Below are 18,595 nucleotides of genomic sequence, written 5' to 3'. Positions count from 1 at the left end.
TTATGTTGCCGATCTTATATGTGCCACTAATGTTTCTTTTAATTTCGTCAGTGATACTGGTTTTAGTAAACAATAATCCATACCGACATCAGCACAACGTTGCCTTTCCTCTGCCATTGCATTCGCTGTAATCCCAATGATGGGTTTAGTATATCCTTTATTTCTTAAATATTTTGTGAATTCATAACCATCCATATTAGGCATGTTAACATCGGTCAGAATAATATCAGTCTCGTTATTTCTCAGATATTCAATAGCATCAAGTCCGTCATGAGCCATGGCTGTTTTGAGGCCTAATGAGCTTAATTGTTCAACAAGTAAATGCCGATTGATAGGATGGTCATCAACAATTAAAATTCTAATTGTATTCAATCTGTCATCAACTTTGACTGGCGTTGTTATTGTTGAAGCAGAAGGTATGGCCATATAATTATTGTTTGATAGCAGATTATCAATAAAAGTAGCAAAATCGCTAATCTGGTAAGTGTTATGCAACCAGTAATTATTATGGGTGTTTTTGGGTGCCCCGATATGCTGCTCTGATATTTCAATATGATAATGGGCAGAATTATTGGGCTCAATAGGAAGATCACTGATTAACAATTCAGAGTCAGTGTCTTTATTCTCATCATATAAAGCAATTTGAAAATGTGCCTTTGTAAGCAAGTTGTACAGATATTTTTCTAAACAATCATTGTGAATAGCTAAGACGATTTTTTGTTGAGCATGCTTTGGAGAATAGATGTTAGTTTGGTATTTTTCCTTATCATATTTTGCACCATATAACGGAAGCCGGATAGAGAAAATACTGCCAACATATTGTTGGGATACAAATTCAATATCACCATCCATCAGGTTGATTAATTTTTCACAAATAGCTAAACCCAATCCGGTACCTTGTGATGCATTCTCTTTATTGGTACTGGTTTGAAAAAATGGTTCAAATAACTGAGCCTGCAATTTATTTTCTATTCCTAGCCCTGTATCTTTGATACTGATATACATATAGCCGTGTCTTATCGCGATGGATATAACAATGCAGCCCGTTTCTGTAAATTTAATCGCATTATTTAACAAGTTGGAAATGATTTGCTGAAGCCTCACCGGATCGTTATTAATATAGTCAGGTACATCCGGTTCAATATAGCAATAGAATCCCAGATTTTTTTTCACAATAAGGGGTAGATAATTTGAAATTACATGAGATATAATTTCTTTACAGCTGAATTCTTTGGCATCAATTTTCAATTGATTAGATTCTATTTTGGAGAAATCAAGAATATCACTAATAATCTTTAACAGCAGTGATGATGAATTATTCATTGTCGATAATAACCGAGCAGCTTCCGGTGACAATGGATAGGACTGTAGTAATTCAAGGTTTCCGATAATGCCATATAATGGCGTCCTTAATTCATGACTCACTGTTGCCAGAAACATTGATTTTGCCTGGTTGGCCTGCTCTGCGGCTGAGGCCATTTCCTGTAATGATTTCTCCATTTTTGCCCGGGTACTGATATCAATCAGAACACAGATTGCGACTTCTTCATTGCGATAGCGTGAATGTACAAAACTAATTTGCAGATGATTATTATTGCTGGTGACAACATCAATGTAGCTGCTGCTTTTATCGCAAATGATATCGATAATGCGTTTTTGATCCTCAAACGTCAGCATTCTAGTATAGTTGTGTGCAAGTTCATTACTTAATATATTAGCACCATCACTAATCCGTAAGATACTGATGCCGACAGGAGCTGAGGCGACAATCTTATGGTTAAACTGCTCATTTTCTTCAAGGCGAAGAGCATTATTTTCAGCAGGAGAGAACATTTTTCTCTCAAATAACCAAACAAAAAAGATAATCAGAATCGCAGAGGTGATATTAAGAATAATACTGTTAATGATTTTATGCTTGAATGCATTAAAAATATTCATTAAGGGTTCTGAATATACCACACTGAATGATGAGGGTGCTAAACGCCGTTTTAATAATAAATGAGAAAAGCTTTCACTATAACCAAAATAAGGCACCTGCGTATTGTAGCCAATCGTGTTGGATTTATTACTATTCTTTGCAGGATAATATAACTCAGGCTTGTTATAATGATTTAGTAGTGTAAGAGTAATATTCCTGTCATGATCGGGGATAAAAGTATCCAGCCTGATAGATTGTTCGACGCCTATCATTGCAATCATTTTTCCATTGCTATAAATAGGGGAAAGGATATAAAAACTACCACTATCGGAACTTGTATTTGGCGCTGCCCAATAGATATTTTGATTTTTTCCTTTCTCTTGGTCAAATATCAGACGTCGGTAGTTTTCATAAACCATTTTTTTTAGTATGTCAGGATCGGTTATTGTCCCGCGAATTGGAGAATTCATCATGCACATACTTTGAATATCGACTAAAAAAACCTGATTAATACCCTGTGGCATAACAATATTATCTTTCCAGAAGAAGAACAACTCATTTAATGATTTTAAGTAGTGGTCTTGTTCATTACTCAGAAAGTCACAATTAGAATGGATACTCAGCGGTGTATACAAAAAATGGGAGTTATTATGTGGCAGGTTAATAGTCAGTTTTTTTTCATTTTTATGGGATAAATATTTTTCCGTCATATATTGGAGATCATGCAGAGTAGCAGTCGTATTCCGAATATAGGAGAACATTATATCGTAGACAGTATTATAGTCCTGACGAATATCTGATTTACCCTTATTAAAAATATTAGCCAGATAGAAAGTGGTTAATAAAGCGCCTAATGCCCATAACATAAAACCAAGTACCCGAAAAAGGTAGCGGGATATCTTTAGTGATGTATGAAATGAAGATAGATATCTCAAGAGGTCGCCTGATAAAAATGTGGTCAATAATAACTGTTAACAGCATATACTAGTGTAGCAGGGAATACAAAGTAGCATTTGGTACTAAAAAAAATCACATAAAAAAGCAGGTATTTTTTATACCTGCTTTTTTTAATGTATCAGTGGTTCAGAAAAAGAGGTTGTTACTCCTGATTTTCTGCTCCATTACCTTCTTCATCAGAAGGCGTGACTATATTACCGTCTTCGTCTTCGTCATCATCAGGTTCAGCTACACGCTGCAAGCCAACCACTTTTTCATCTTCTGCCGTGCGGATCAAGGTAACTCCTTGAGTATTACGGCCGACGGTGCTGACTTCAGACACTCTGGTGCGTACTAATGTTCCGGCATCAGTAATCATCATGATTTGATCGGTTGGTTCAACCTGAATTGCCCCAATCACATTACCGTTACGTTCACTGACCTTGATCGAGATAACGCCCTGAGTTGCACGGGATTTGGTTGGGTACTCTTTCTCTGCGGTTCGTTTTCCATAACCGTTTTCTGTCACCGTCAGGATCTGTCCTTCTCCGCGAGGAATAATCAGGGAAACGACTTTATCTCCTTCAGCCAGTTTAATACCCCGGACTCCGGTTGCAGTACGTCCCATTGCACGGACGCCTTTCACGCGAACCGTACCATCTTCCAGCGTTTCTTCCTCTTCTTCAAGGAAGCGGACAACTTTACCCTGTGCAGAGAATAGCATGACTTCATTACTGCCATCAGTCAGGTCAACACCGATCAGTTCATCGCCTTCATTCAGATTAACGGCGATAATACCGGCGCTACGCGGACGGCTGAATTCGCTGAGTTTAGTCTTCTTAACAACGCCGCTTGCAGTTGCCATGAAGATATTCAGACCTTCTTCATATTCACGTACCGGCAGAATAGCGGTAATGCGTTCATCCTGACCTAATGGCAACAGGTTGACGATTGGGCGGCCACGGGCTCCGCGACTTGCTTCTGGCAACTGATAGACTTTGAGCCAGTACATTTTGCCTTTGTTAGAGAAGCAAAGAATTGTATCGTGAGTATTGGCTACCAGAAGACGCTCAATGAAATCTTCTTCTTTGATACGTGCTGCGGATTTACCCTTACCACCACGGCGCTGGGCTTCATAATCAGACAGAGGCTGGTACTTTACATATCCCTGATGGGAAAGTGTGACCACAACATCTTCCTGATTGATCAGGTCTTCAATGTTGATATCTGCTGAGTTTTCAGTCAGTTCAGTACGACGTTTATCGTTATACTGCTCTTTGATGGCAAGTAACTCTTCCCGGATGACTTCCAGCAGACGCTCAGGGCTTTCCAGAATGAACATCAGTTCAGCGATAACTTTCAGCAGCTCGCGGTATTCATCAAGCAGCTTTTCGTGCTCCAGACCGGTCAGTTTCTGCAAACGCAGATCCAAAATAGCCTGAGCCTGTTGTTCGGTCAGATAGTACTTGCCGTCACGAATACCAAATTCTGGCTCCAGCCACTCAGGACGAGCGGCATCGTCACCGGCCTGAGCCAGCATTGCTGCAACATTACCTAATTCCCATGCCTGAGAAATGAGGTTGGCTTTCGCTTCAGCAGGAGTAGGAGCACGGCGGATTAATTCGATAACCGGATCGATATTTGCCAGCGCAATAGCCAGTGCTTCAAGGATATGAGCACGATCACGGGCTTTGCGTAGTTCAAAAATCGTTCTGCGGGTGACAACTTCCCGGCGGTGGCTGACAAATGCAGAAAGAATTTCTTTCAGGTTAAGCAGCTTAGGTTGACCCTGATGCAGAGCAACCATGTTGATACCGAATGAAACCTGCAACTGGGTGAGAGAGTACAGATTATTCAGAACAACTTCACCGACCGCATCACGTTTTACTTCGATAACGATGCGCATACCATCTTTATCGGATTCGTCACGTAACGCACTAATCCCTTCGATACGCTTATCTTTCACCAGTTCAGCGATTTTCTCAATCAGGCGAGCTTTGTTTACCTGATAAGGGATTTCATTGACGATAATGGTTTCGCGGCCATTTTTCTCGTCAGTTTCAACTTCTGCGCGGGCACGGATATAAACTTTACCGCGACCAGTGCGGTAGGCTTCCTGAATACCACGACGACCATTAATAATGGCTGCTGTCGGGAAATCAGGCCCCGGAATATATTCCATCAGGCCTTCAATACTGATATTTTCATCATCAATATAAGCCAGACAGCCATCGATCACCTCAGACAGGTTATGAGGCGGTATGTTAGTTGCCATGCCGACCGCAATCCCTGATGAACCATTCACCAGTAGATTGGGGATACGGGTTGGCATTACATCGGGAATTTGCTCAGTGCCATCATAGTTAGGCACAAAATCGACGGTCTCTTTTTCCAGGTCTGCCAGCAATTCATGGGCTATTTTTGACATGCGTACTTCGGTATAACGCATCGCAGCCGCAGAGTCGCCGTCAACTGACCCAAAGTTCCCCTGACCGTCAACCAGCATATAACGCATGGAGAATGGCTGTGCCAGACGAACGATCGTGTCGTAAACAGCGGTGTCGCCGTGTGGATGGTATTTACCGATCACATCCCCAACAACGCGGGCAGATTTTTTATAGGGTTTATTCCAATCATTTCCCAGTACATTCATCGCAAAAAGTACACGGCGATGTACGGGCTTCAGTCCGTCTCGAACATCTGGCAGTGCGCGTCCAACAATAACGGACATCGCATAATCCAGATATGAGCTTTTCAGCTCTTCTTCGATATTGACCGGGGTGATTTCTCTGGCAATGTCGCTCATGGAGCCACTGTCCCTCATACTCCGAATTCAAAGGCTTAGAATTATACCACAAATTGACAGTTTTATAAAAATCAGATGCGGGTATTTCAAGATTAAGGTGTGTATAATAGTTTCTTATCACACATCCCCATAATACTGTTACATTTTCTGTGAATCAGTTTTCTGTGAACCAGTTTTCTGTGAAGCAGTTCCTAGGAGCGATATTGCTGATGAACGCTAAAACCCCCGATTCACACACTCAATCACATACCAACGTGGATCAACAGGAAATCGAAAAATTTGAAGCAGTTGCTTCCCGATGGTGGGACCTTGACGGCGAATTTAAGCCATTGCACCGTATTAATCCATTACGCTTGAATTATATCTTGCAACGAGCCGAAGGACTTTTTGGTAAAAAAGTACTGGATGTCGGATGTGGTGGCGGAATACTGTCAGAGAGTATGGCTCGTGAAGGGGCAGATGTGACCGGTCTGGACATGGGTTTTGAGCCATTGCAGGTTGCCCGGCTGCACGCCTTGGAATCCGGTATGTCGGTGACTTATGTGCAGGAAACCGTGGAAAGTCATGCCGAACAGCATCCGCACGCCTATGATGTCGTTACCTGTATGGAAATGCTGGAACACGTCCCCGATCCGGGGTCGGCTATTCGCGCTTGTGCCAAACTGGTTAAACCTGGTGGCCATGTATTTTTTTCCACTATTAACCGTAATCGAAAAGCGTGGCTAATCGCTGTTATTGGCGCTGAATATATTTTGAACATGGTGCCAAAAGGAACACATGATGCGAAAAAATTTATCCGCCCTTCGGAGCTAATTGGCTGGCTGGATAAAACTTCCCTGAAAGATCAACATATTATTGGTCTTCATTACAATCCGTTAACAGATAAATTTCGTCTTGGACACAATGTGGATGTGAATTACATGCTTCATACCCAATCCGCTTAACAAGATCGATTAAAGGATTAATAAAACAACAAATAGATACTTTTTTTAAGTTTTTATTTTTGAGTTTCTGCCGATAGGTTTGCGAAAGTAACATCAAGTAACTACGCAGGTTATCGGCTTTTTGACAAAATTAATCCTCAAGTTATCCACAAAACTTCCCGATTTTGTACACTTGATAAAATGCGAAATTAACATTATCTTGTTATTACAGTTTTATTTACCCCCTATATATTGTGTTTCTGGACGTTTCACTGCTACTAGTTCCCAACTGACTTTCAGTCTTCTTGGGGGCATCGTGCTGTCAACGGACAGGAAAAACAATTCAAGGTGAGATACGAAAAAGAAGGTGTATTTCCTCATGAACCAGAGTCTGCTAGTAACCAAGCGTGATGGGCATAAAGAACAAATTGATCTTGATAAAATTCACCGGGTTGTTGCCTGGGCTGCCGAAGGGCTGAAAAATGTCTCAGTATCACAAGTAGAGTTGCGTTCCCAGATTCAATTTTATGACGGTATTAAAACATCCGATATCCATGAAACCATGATTAAGGCTGCTGCGGACCTGATCTCAGGTGATGCTCCGGATTACCAGTATCTGGCAGCGCGTTTAGCCATTTTTAACCTGCGCAAAAAGGCTTATGGTCAATTTGAGCCGCCAGCGTTATATGACCACGTTGTACGTATGGTCGATTTAGGTAAGTATGACAAACATTTGCTGGAAGACTACTCCAAAGAAGAATTCGAGCAAATGGACAGTTTTATTAGCCATCTGCGTGATATGGATTTTTCCTACGCAGCTGTTAAACAGCTCGAAGGCAAATATCTGGTACAGAACCGTGTTACCGGTGAAATTTATGAAAGTGCCCAGTTCTTGTATGTACTGGTAGCTGCATGCTTGTTTTCCACCTATCCGAAGGAAACACGTCTGGATTATATCCGTCGTTTTTACGATGCGGTTTCTACTTTTAAAATTTCATTACCAACGCCGATTATGGCGGGAGTTCGTACTCCAACCCGTCAGTTCAGCTCCTGTGTTCTGATTGAATGTGGTGACAGCCTTGATTCTATCAATGCAACATCCAGTGCGATTGTGAAATATGTATCCCAGCGTGCAGGTATTGGGGTGAATGCAGGCCGTATCCGTGCATTGGGCAGCCCGATCCGCGGTGGTGAGGCTTTCCATACTGGTTGTATTCCATTTTACAAACACTTCCAGACAGCAGTGAAATCCTGCTCTCAGGGGGGTGTTCGTGGTGGTGCGGCGACATTGTTCTACCCAATGTGGCATCTGGAAGTAGAAAGCCTGCTGGTGCTGAAAAACAACCGTGGTGTTGAAGGAAACCGTGTTCGCCATATGGACTATGGTGTGCAGATCAACAAGCTGATGTATGAGCGCTTGATCAAAGGGCAAGACATTACTCTGTTCAGCCCGTCCGATGTACCGGGGTTATATGATGCTTTCTTTGCTGATCAGGATGAATTTGAACGCCTGTATACGCAATATGAAAATGACAGCAATATCCGTAAAGAGCGTATCAAAGCAGTAGAACTGTTCTCTTTGATGATGCAGGAACGTGCTTCAACCGGCCGTATTTATATTCAGAACGTTGACCACTGTAATACACACAGTCCGTTTGATCCGGCTATTGCGCCTGTTCGTCAGTCGAATCTGTGTCTGGAAATTGCTCTGCCGACCAAACCGTTGGATAACATTAACGATGAAAATGGCGAGATCGCATTATGTACGCTGTCTGCGTTCAACCTTGGAGCTATTGAGAATCTGAGTGAGCTAGAAGAGCTGGCAGATTTGGCTGTTCGCGCACTGGATTCCTTATTGGATTATCAGGATTATCCGATTGTTGCTGCTAAACAGGGTTCAATGGGGCGTCGTACACTGGGTATTGGTGTCATTAACTTTGCCTATTATCTGGCGAAAAACGGTGTTCGTTATTCTGATGGCAGTGCGAACAGTTTGACTCATAAAACATTTGAAGCCATTCAGTACTATTTGTTGAAGGCCTCCAATAAGCTGGCTAAAGAGCAGGGAGCATGTCCGTGGTTTGGTGAAACAACTTATTCACAGGGCATTCTGCCGATTGATACCTATAAAAAATCGCTGGATACATTGACCAGTGAACAATTGCATATGGATTGGGAAGCTCTGCGTAGCGATATCCTGCAATATGGTCTGCGTAACTCAACCTTATCAGCGCTGATGCCATCGGAAACTTCTTCACAGATTTCCAATGCAACGAATGGTATTGAACCACCAAGAGGTTACGTCAGCATTAAGGCATCAAAAGATGGCATTCTGCGCCAGGTTGTACCGGAATATGATCGTTTGAAAAGGTCTTATGAATTGCTGTGGCAAATGCCAAGCATTGACGGTTATCTGCAATTGGTAGGGATCATGCAGAAATTTATCGATCAGTCGATTTCTGCCAACACTAACTATGACCCAGCGCGTTTCCCTAACGGCAAAGTTCCGATGAACCAATTGCTGAAAGATTTACTGCTCGCTTACAAATATGGCGTAAAGACACTGTATTACCACAACACCCGAGACGGTGCGGAAGATGCTCAGGATGATTTGGAAGAAGTTGTCGAATCTGCTGATTCCGATTGTGAAGGCGGCGCGTGTAAGATTTAATCTGAGGAAACTATGTCCTATACTACTTTTTCGCAAGTAAAAAATGATCAGTTACAGGAGCCGATGTTTTTCGGCCAACCTGTGAATGTAGCGCGTTATGATCAACAGAAGTACCCTATTTTTGAAAAGCTGATTGAAAAACAGCTCTCGTTTTTCTGGCGTCCTGAGGAAGTTGATGTTTCCCGTGATCGCATCGATTACAACGCGCTGCCGGATCATGAAAAACATATTTTTATTAGTAATCTGAAATATCAGACGTTGCTGGATTCTATTCAGGGCCGTAGCCCGAACGTAGCGTTCCTGCCGCTGATTTCAATCCCAGAATTAGAAACGTGGGTTGAAACATGGTCGTTTTCAGAAACAATTCATTCGCGTTCTTACACACATATTATCCGTAATATCGTGAATGATCCTGCTGTTATATTTGACGATATTGTTACAAATGAGCAGATCCTGAAACGAGCGCAAGATATTTCGAAGTATTACGACGATCTGATTGAAATGACCAATTACTATCACCAGTTGGGTGAGGGTACGTATAATGTTGCGGGTCAGGAAATCACAGTGAGTTTACGCGCACTGAAAAAACAGCTTTATTTATGCTTGATGAGTGTCAATGCGCTGGAAGCGATTCGTTTCTATGTCAGCTTTGCTTGTTCATTTGCATTTGCTGAACGTGAATTGATGGAAGGCAATGCAAAAATCATCAAATTGATCGCTCGTGATGAAGCCCTGCATTTAACAGGCACTCAACACATGCTGAACCTGCTGCGCTCTGGTCAGGATGATCCTGAAATGGCAGAAATTGCACAAGAGTGTGAACAGCAGTGTTATGACCTGTTTGTACAGGCAGCTGAACAGGAAAAAGAATGGGCAGAGTATCTGTTTAAAGATGGTTCGATGATTGGCCTGAATAAAGATATTCTGAGTCAGTATGTTGAATATATTACTAATATTCGCATGCAGGCTGTAGGTCTGAAGCTGCCATTTGAAATCCGCTCAAACCCGATTCCTTGGATCAATTCGTGGTTGGTTTCTGACAATGTTCAGGTGGCTCCACAGGAAGTCGAAGTCAGCTCTTATTTGGTTGGTCAGATTGATTCGGAAGTCAATACTGAGGATCTCAGCGGTTTCGAACTCTGATATGGCTGATTACAAAGTTACCCTGCCTTTGAGGCAGGGATTATCTGTCTATTACTCTTCCCGTCTTCACAGTAATCTGTTGGAAGCTTTAGAACAAGGCAAAGTACAGATTGAATATCAATGTCGTGAAGGATACTGTGGTTCTTGTCGTGTTCGATTGCTAAAAGGGAAGGTAGGGTATCCTTGTAAGCCATTAGCATTCGTTAATGAGGGCGAGATTTTACCTTGTAGCTGTTATCCTCTTTCTGATATTGAAATTGAGCCTTGATTGATATTGACGGAAATTTTCTATCCGGTAGATAGTAAATAAGGCAGAGAAATTGTAAATTTTCACTGCTGTCCAATATTAAAGCCATTATTAATAGTAAGTATATTAGAGATATGAATTGATATGCTTACTTTTTCTCGTTGTTGACCTTTCTTCTCCATTGCTTCTTGTTATTAATTCCCTTATCTTTATAAATACTATCCAATCTTTACTGAATATTGGCAGTGCCAGAAAAATAAATTTAGTTAATTCAGTGATTATAGATATTTTATGTAATTTTAATCTATTAGGATTTAATTCTCTGCTGTTTTTGGCGGAGTGATTCATTTAAAACAATTTAATCGATAAGATAAGTAAAAGGTAAGGAGCATATCTATGTATAAAATTGATTATAACTCATACCGTTCAATCAAAAGTTTTAATCGACGTCCCCGTTTTTTAGTGATGCATTACACTGCATTAAATTTCGAAAAATCAGTCGAGGCATTGACGGGGGAAGGAGTCAGTGCGCATTATTTAGTGCCTAACCCTGATGATCCAACATATAAAGCAGCTGGATTTGACTGTCTTCGTATATTTAATCTGGTTGATGAGCCTGAAAGAGCCTGGCACGCAGGTATGAGTAGTTGGTCAGGAAGAAATAACCTGAATGATACATCTATTGGCATAGAGATTATTAATGAAGCCAGCGATAATTGTGGTGTTATAACTTTTCCACCTTATCATCCAGATCAGATTAATGCGATTAAGGAGTTAGTCGTTAATATACTACAGCGATACCCGGATATTACCCCGACTCATGTTATCGGGCATTCTGATATTGCTGTGGGTAGGAAAAGTGATCCAGGCCCTGCGTTTCCTTGGAAAGAATTATATGATGCAGGAATAGGAGCGTGGTATGACGAAGAGGTAAAACAAAAATATATTAAAGAGTTTAATCAATCTCTTCCTGATAGAGCCGATATTTTGAAAAAATTTAGTCAGTATGGTTATGATGTCCCTAACTTGAATGATAATGACGGTTTTAAAAATTTAATTAAAGCATTTCAAATGCACTTTCGCCAGTCAAATTATGATGGAATTTCTGATATAGAAACTGTCGCAATTATATATGCATTAGTTGAAAAATATTTTCACAAAGCCTAGAAAATAATAGAACAATTATTCGTAATATGATTTTATGAAATTTTCATTAATGTCTTATCTTAGAGTTTGTTTGTATTAAATACAGTCCCGGCAAATGATAAGAACGAATTACACTCTTTATCTTTTAAGCTGTTTCTTTTTGGCTGCATCCACTCATCGGTCATCTTATTTATAAAAATATGGTGACCAAAGATGTATCAAAATCTCACTGAAAATTAGCCATTGGCTGAGCAGATTTTTTCTTTACTGTTAGGATACAATTCTAAGTTTCACTGAATATAACTCCATTTATATCTTTGCTATATAAATTAACCTATTGATAATAATGGAAAATTATTAATATCGTGCCTTTTTGAAACTCTATGCCATTATTAATATAAATTATAGGTAATATCTATTTTAGGTGAAATTTATTGTTTTAATCGCATATATTGTTATGCTTTTTTGTTTCATCCTTGCTCTTTGGTAAATGCTAATCTAATCTTAATGTTTTCTTTATGGATTTTTTTAATCCATGGATTATATAAAGTGTTTTATACTGAAAATATCTTAAACTGTGTTGTGGTAGCAATAGAATAAATTTTCTGGAGCATAGACAAATAACTATGCGTTTATAATTAACGATAGTCATCAGAGGTAGGGTGCGGCCAGAAAACGAGGCAACTTAAAAGACGACGAGTATATACCGTTACGAAGATTGTCAGGAGCCTATGATGGGAGTACGGTTAGTTGTGATTGTCATGACGGTAGGGGTAGTTACAACCATATATAATACCGCTGAGGCAAAATCACCTTATGATGGCGAATATTTGTGCAAAATAAATAAGGAATTGAATGATGCTACTCTCAGGAGTGGCGGGATGTATTTTTTTTCTGCAAATCAGGATACAGCTACAGTTTCTTATAAAAATGCGAGTTTTATTATTCATGAAATAAAACCTCAAGAATTTGTCAGCCCTAAATTAACTCTGATCACTAAATTTGGCATCTTAAATAAAAAAGATCTCTTAGAGATAGGTGAAAACACTTTAATATATGGTGGACAAGGTTATGGATTGGGGTATTTTAGACCGGGTAAAAATGAGTTTTTTATTTCTAAAATAAATATTCCTAGCCTAAAGGGGGCTTATATTCTCTCTTTAGAGTACTGTGTCAAAAAACGATGAGTAATACGAAATAAAATTTCACCTAAATCAATCAGGTTATTGAGTTAAATTAGCCTATGTTGTTAATGGATTTTTATTATAAAACGTTACGAACTACTGAGTAATTCTTCATGCTGCCACTCCTCATAGCCATTCATCTGAATCATGCCTTTTAATCTAATGTGATAGATCACATTGCGATTAATACATTTTAGAGAATCAGTCAGACTATTTTGAAAATTGAATAATAAAAAGCCAGTTTTTTATTTTAACTGGCTTATTTTTTCAGCATTGGCATAGTTTTTTACATGAAACGTTTTGTTGACAGACGAATAACAACACAATGTACATTGGAGAAGAAAGATTTTACAGATTTCATGATGGTTTCCTTTCAGAGTTTATAAATTGTGATTTACTTCACGAAAATCTAAATTCTGAGTGGCATTTTATGCACAAACAGAAAAGAGTCAAGGTATTTATTAAATTATTTTTTTAAAATTTAAAATATTTTTGTAACTTCATATAACCAATTGAAATTAAAGTTTTAATTGGTTGGTTGTGTAAATATAACCTGTTGATTTATCACCATTTGTACTGTGACATATGCGTATAACTTTTTAATCTGTCTATACTTTATCCAGAAGAATAAGTTTTAACCTGATAGTGAATTCAACTATTGGAGGGCGCTTATGGAAATCAGTGAAAATGGCATCAATGCAATAAAAAGTTATGAGGGTCTGAGACTAAAAGCTTATCCAGACCCTGCGACAGGCGCTGAGCCTTGGACAATAGGTTATGGACATACGAAAGGAGTTGTTCCCGGTCAGGTGATTACCTGCCAACAAGCAGAAGCATTTTTGCTTGAAGATTTAACCCCTATTTATGCCGTATTACAACGATTCGTTAAGGTAGCTTTAACACAGGGACAATTCGATGCGTTATGTTCGTTCATTTTTAATGTGGGCATTGGTAATTTTCTTCGTTCAACGTTACTGAAGAAATTGAATGAGGGTAATTATCAAGGTGCTGCGCAGGAATTTCTGAAATGGGATCAGGCCAACGGGCACGAATTACCCGCGTTACTGGCCCGTCGAAAATCCGAACAAAAAATGTTTTTATCATGTGCTGGCTCTTTCACCAGCACATAATTAATGCCCCAGATAACTATTTTATATCAGCATCAATGACCTGATAGAAAGCATTGGACGTATCAGCGATTGTCCAGACACCAAGGATCACGTGGTAGCCTGAGCGCTCAGGAACCTCACAGTCAATATTCACTTCCTGTGGTGGCCGTTTTCCATGATCTTCCTGTGAGCAGAAAGGCGTAAGATCGAATTGCGCGCGAGCAAGAGGTTTATTCGGATCCCAGTCAGGTTTAGTTATAAAAAACTGCCATGATGTCGTGCTGTGTCGGGCAGTTAAATGCCATTTAAATGTATTTTGTCCTTTATTAACCGGAACGTGATGCCAACGATCTGCGCTTTGTTCATTGAGCTGTTTGAATTGTCCAACACCCGCACTGGCTATCTGGCCATCAGGTGGCCCTGCTTCAGGAAATCCTTTCGGGCCTTCAACAGATTGGGGTTCATACATGACAGGGCCACAATTTTTATTGATTCCTTTTTTACATAGAAGTGCTCTGCTTGGAGGGTTTTCTATATAGCCATGGCGATTCTGAGACTCAGCATTAGCAAATAGAGGAGTAGAGAATAAAGCTGTCAGTCCTACTAACAATAATGGCTTTTTAATATTCATGATAAAAGTCCTATTTTCCGTGCTTGACTGTAAAAATAGTAAATTTATTAATGTGTTATATTAAATCACTATTATAAAATATATGTGATTTATACAGTAATACATATGAGTGTTTATAACAAAATCATTAAGTTATAAATACTTAATTTATATTACAGGTGTAATAGAAGGAGAGAATTTCTAAAAGAATTTGGGTATATATAACAAAGAACCCTCCCAGAAAACAAGGAGGGTGAAGGAATAATAAGAAGCAAATGAGGGTGTGTGAAAACATACTTTGATAGTAATATATGTTACATGAAGCTAGCATACAATAAACAGATAATAAATAGCTCTCTTTTTTTATATATTTGAATACAATACGTGTCATATCCTATCATGATAACATTGATCTTTGGGTGGTTAATGCTTTGATTATCAATTGAATTTTCTGGGTGATTCTTTCTCATGAAACGGTTATTGCGTTTTTCAGTTCTATTTTTAGTGCTGAAATAATTCCATCAACAGACACTCCTTGCACTGGCGGTGAAATTTCTTTCTCGCAAAATTCACGCCAAATAAAAAAGTGAGTTCAGCTCCATCAGTAAGGTGTGACTCTGATGATTTCCCAAAATTACCTAATATCCGATAACGTTCATCACTCCAGAATAAATTCAATATCCATTTTGATACAGGTATAAAATGAAAGTGAAATGGTGTATTGGGTGTATGACCATATCTTCCTATACACTTCGTCTTTCAAGTTGCTTCTTTGTTGGCTGCGCTGGCTCACCCCGGTCACATAGTTATCTATGCTCCCGGGGATTCACTCTCTTGCCGCCGCGATGCATCTTGAAATCCATTATGTATATATAGAAGTGTTTTAGAAAAATAAATTTTTTTAAGGTTTTTTCAATATATCCCATAAGAATTCCCATTTCCTGTATGGATTTGTTTGATAAATCACAAAGATTCATATGGTTATGTCTGGATTGTAGTATCACATAGCCAGGAAGGGATGAATCAATCCTATGATTAACAATCCAATTATTTGTTTTTAGAATTATTTTTTCGTTTGGGATTTTCATGTCATAAATTTCTCAGTGTTTAAATTTTATTACCACATAATAAGCTAATTTCTATCAATTTATATAGATTCAATAAAATTTGTTGTCTTAATTATTCTATTATGGGTGGAAAAATTAAAATTTAATATTTTTTTATCCACTTTATTATTTCATTGTTGAAGAGGATTTTATTAATAAGGAAAGTAACATGAAAAATAAACAAATAACGATTGAGCAGGCAAAGGAATTCTTTTGTGATGGAATGACCGTTATGGTTGGCGGATTTATGGCAGTTGGCACTCCACCACATTTAGTTACAGCGTTATTTGATTCAGGGGTAAAAGATTTGACCCTTATTACCAATGATACCGCGCTCGTTAATATTGGTCTGGGGCCTTTGATTGTCAATGGGCGGGTAAAAAAAGTCATTGCTTCTCATATCGGAACTAATCCGGAAACAGGCCGCCGCATGATTTCCGGTGAAATGGAAGTGCAGCTGATACCACAAGGAACACTGGCTGAACGGATCCGTTGTGCTGGTGCGGGATTGGGTGGTTTTCTAACTCCAACAGGTGTGGGAACCATGGTGGAAGAAGGGAAAGAAAAGAAAATGATCAATGGCCGTGAATATCTTCTGGAGCTGCCATTATATGCTGATCTGGCTCTGATTCAGGCTCATAAAGCCGATACTTTCGGCAATCTGACTTATCATCTCAGCGCCCGTAATTTTAACCCGCTTATTGCACTGGCCGCAGATACCACATTTGTTGAACCGGATGAAATTGTTCCTGTCGGTTCTCTCGATCCGGATCATATTGTCACGCCGGGAGCCATTATTGATTATCTCATTGTTAAATAAAAAGGGAATTAACTATGGACGTTAAAGAATTTATCGCTCGCCGTGTAGCCCTTGAATTGAACGATGGAGATATTGTTAATCTTGGTATTGGTCTTCCGACTCAGGTGGCGAACTATTTGCCAGAGGGAGTGCATATTACCCTACAGTCTGAAAACGGTTTTCTTGGTTTGGGGCCTGTTACACAGGCTGATAAAGATTTGGTGAACGCAGGAGGGCAACCTTGTGGTGTATTGCCGGGAGCCTCTATGTTTGACAGTGCTTTTTCTTTTGCGCTGATCCGAGGTGGTCATATTGACGTCAGTGTACTGGGGGGCTTGCAGGTTGACCAGAATGCAAACCTAGCTAATTGGTTGATACCGGGAAAAAGGATAACAGGTATGGGTGGTGCAATGGATTTGGTCACCGGAGCCCGTAAGGTGATTATTGCAATGGAACATTGTGCAAAAGAGGGTTCAGCCAAAATTTTGCGTGAGTGTACTATGCCACTGACAGCAGTAAATGCGGTGGATACATTGATCACGGAACTTGCAGTATTCCGTTTCGAAAATAATCAGATGATATTGTCTGAGTATGCACCGGGTATAGACATTGACACTATCAAAGTGAAAACTGAGGCTGAATTTATCATCTCTCCTAATGTAAAGCCGATGTTTTCTGGTGTGATCGGAGATGGCCTATGATAGGTCGCATTTCTCGTATAATGACACGGATTGTTAGCCGTTACCTGCCTGACCCTCTCATCTTTGCCATGTTACTCACCATACTTACCTTTATTATTGCGCTATCGTTGACGCCTAGCACTTCTGTGGATCTGGCAAAAATGTGGGGGGATGGTTTCTGGAACTTACTTGCCTTCGGAATGCAGATGGCGCTGATTATAGTCACGGGACATGCACTGGCAAGTTCCGATCCGGTTAAGCGCCTTCTGAGGCTGACTGCTTCACTGGCAAAAAATCCTGCTCAGGGAGTGATGTTGGTGACTTTTTTTGGCTCCATTGCCTGTGTGATTAATTGGGGATTTGGTCTGGTTGTTGGCGCGATGTTTGCCCGTGAAGTAGCACGTAGGATACCCGGCTCAGATTACCCGTTACTGATAGCTTGTGCTTACATCGGTTTTCTGACATGGGGAGGTGGTTTTTCCGGCTCAATGCCACTGTTGGCTGCAACTCCCGGTAATCCGGTTGAACATATTGCAGGCCTGATACCCATTAGCCAGACCCTATTTACCCGTTACAATATCTTTATCACTCTCAGCCTTATCGTTGTGATGCCGTTTGTCACCCGTATGATGATGCCAAAGAAAGAGGATATTGTGATAATCGATCCAGCATTGCTGGAAGAAGAGCCTGATTATCAGAAAAAATTGCCAGAAAATGCCCCGTTATCTGAACGTATGGAAGAAAGCCGTATTATCGCAGGGCTCATCGGAATACTGGGATTTACCTACCTCGGCATATATTTTTTCAGCAATGGTTTTAATATTACCATCAACACAGTCAACATGATTTTCCTGCTGACCGGTTTATTACTACATAAAGCAATTATTTAATTTATATATTTGAAATTAATACAAAAATAAATAAATAAATAAATTATTGTCCGGTATCTTGTCCTGTTTTGGTAAAATACCGGATAGGCTATTTGCGCGTCATATCTAATTATATCAAAAATGGCGGAACCAATTAAATTCTTGGTTCCATCCGTTCAGCCTAACCTCTACCATCTTCTGCTTCACATTCCGCACCGAATCCACCGGCATCTGGACACGGACATTCAAGCGACAGACTCACTCCGGCTGTTCAGGCCAGACGATATCGGGGGCAGTGGAACAATCCACCCGGTTGAGCAGGACACGGTATTTTTTCCATTTGAGCAGGGCGGCTTTCTCTTCTTTCGTTGCCATATCAAGCTCAACGGCGTCCTGCCAGATATCGATTTTTTCTTTGGCTTCCGTTAGCAGTTGCCGTTTTCGAGAC

Annotated in this window: 13 protein-coding genes and 1 pseudogene; 10 read left to right on the top strand and 4 right to left on the bottom strand. The window is 40.0% G+C overall.

The window, feature by feature from the left end:
- Positions 1-2,853, bottom strand: a complete 2,853-nt coding sequence (gene rcsC, locus Xsto_RS00070; protein WP_099123704.1) for a two-component system sensor histidine kinase RcsC — start codon at positions 2,851-2,853, stop codon at positions 1-3.
- Between the two features lie 164 nt (positions 2,854-3,017).
- The gene (gene gyrA, locus Xsto_RS00065) at positions 3,018-5,660 is read right to left on the bottom strand and encodes a DNA topoisomerase (ATP-hydrolyzing) subunit A (RefSeq protein WP_099108350.1); all 2,643 of its coding nucleotides are present in this window, start codon (positions 5,658-5,660) and stop codon (positions 3,018-3,020) included.
- A 209-nt stretch (positions 5,661-5,869) separates the two neighbouring features.
- Here gyrA and ubiG point away from each other — a divergent pair, with 209 nt between their 5' ends.
- The 7 genes from ubiG to Xsto_RS00030 all read left to right on the top strand — a co-directional run bounded on the left by ubiG (position 5,870) and on the right by Xsto_RS00030 (position 14,104).
- Positions 5,870-6,604 carry a bifunctional 2-polyprenyl-6-hydroxyphenol methylase/3-demethylubiquinol 3-O-methyltransferase UbiG gene (ubiG, locus tag Xsto_RS00060; protein WP_099123703.1) on the top strand — a complete coding sequence of 245 codons (735 nt, stop codon included), beginning with the start codon at positions 5,870-5,872 and terminating at the stop codon, positions 6,602-6,604.
- Positions 6,605-6,962: 358 nt separating this feature from the next.
- Positions 6,963-9,254, top strand: coding sequence for a class 1a ribonucleoside-diphosphate reductase subunit alpha (gene nrdA / locus Xsto_RS00055; RefSeq protein WP_099123702.1), 2,292 nt, complete (start codon positions 6,963-6,965; stop codon positions 9,252-9,254).
- A gap of 12 nt (positions 9,255-9,266) precedes the next feature.
- The gene (gene nrdB / locus Xsto_RS00050; protein WP_099108347.1) at positions 9,267-10,397 is read left to right on the top strand and encodes a class Ia ribonucleoside-diphosphate reductase subunit beta; all 1,131 of its coding nucleotides are present in this window, start codon (positions 9,267-9,269) and stop codon (positions 10,395-10,397) included.
- 1 nt (position 10,398) lies between these two features.
- The gene (gene yfaE, locus Xsto_RS00045; RefSeq protein ID WP_099108346.1) at positions 10,399-10,665 is read left to right on the top strand and encodes a class I ribonucleotide reductase maintenance protein YfaE; all 267 of its coding nucleotides are present in this window, start codon (positions 10,399-10,401) and stop codon (positions 10,663-10,665) included.
- A 375-nt stretch (positions 10,666-11,040) separates the two neighbouring features.
- The gene (locus Xsto_RS00040) at positions 11,041-11,811 is read left to right on the top strand and encodes an N-acetylmuramoyl-L-alanine amidase (protein ID WP_099108345.1); all 771 of its coding nucleotides are present in this window, start codon (positions 11,041-11,043) and stop codon (positions 11,809-11,811) included.
- 710 nt (positions 11,812-12,521) lie between these two features.
- The gene (locus Xsto_RS00035) at positions 12,522-12,977 is read left to right on the top strand and encodes a hypothetical protein (protein WP_141554477.1); all 456 of its coding nucleotides are present in this window, start codon (positions 12,522-12,524) and stop codon (positions 12,975-12,977) included.
- Positions 12,978-13,645: 668 nt separating this feature from the next.
- A complete protein-coding gene (locus Xsto_RS00030; protein ID WP_099123700.1) occupies positions 13,646-14,104 on the top strand; it encodes a lysozyme in 459 nt (152 codons plus the stop codon).
- Positions 14,105-14,120: 16 nt separating this feature from the next.
- On the opposite strand, the gene Xsto_RS00025 is transcribed toward Xsto_RS00030, so the two are convergent.
- A complete protein-coding gene (locus Xsto_RS00025; protein WP_099123699.1) occupies positions 14,121-14,714 on the bottom strand; it encodes a lytic polysaccharide monooxygenase in 594 nt (197 codons plus the stop codon).
- 1,254 nt (positions 14,715-15,968) lie between these two features.
- Between Xsto_RS00025 and atoD the strand changes: the two genes are divergently transcribed.
- The 3 genes and pseudogenes from atoD to Xsto_RS00010 form a co-directional block, all read left to right on the top strand.
- On the top strand, positions 15,969-16,619 hold the full coding sequence (gene atoD / locus Xsto_RS00020) for an acetate CoA-transferase subunit alpha (protein ID WP_099108341.1): 651 nt from the start codon (positions 15,969-15,971) through the stop codon (positions 16,617-16,619).
- 14 nt (positions 16,620-16,633) lie between these two features.
- On the top strand, positions 16,634-17,299 hold the full coding sequence (locus tag Xsto_RS00015) for a 3-oxoacid CoA-transferase subunit B (RefSeq protein ID WP_099123698.1): 666 nt from the start codon (positions 16,634-16,636) through the stop codon (positions 17,297-17,299).
- A pseudogene (locus Xsto_RS00010) lies at positions 17,296-18,156 on the top strand (TIGR00366 family protein); the annotation flags it as partial. The gene Xsto_RS00015 and the pseudogene Xsto_RS00010, both read left to right, overlap by 4 nt.
- A gap of 249 nt (positions 18,157-18,405) precedes the next feature.
- Here the strand turns inward: Xsto_RS00010 and Xsto_RS00005 are convergent.
- The coding region (locus tag Xsto_RS00005) for a tail fiber assembly protein (RefSeq protein ID WP_211284273.1) at positions 18,406-18,595 on the bottom strand (190 nt) is incomplete at its 5' end.

It is taken from the genome of Xenorhabdus stockiae, assembly GCF_002632825.1.
Classification (GTDB): domain Bacteria; phylum Pseudomonadota; class Gammaproteobacteria; order Enterobacterales; family Enterobacteriaceae; genus Xenorhabdus; species Xenorhabdus stockiae.
The sequence above is the reverse complement of the archived record's forward strand: the minus strand, read 5'-3'. Positions and strand labels throughout refer to the sequence as shown.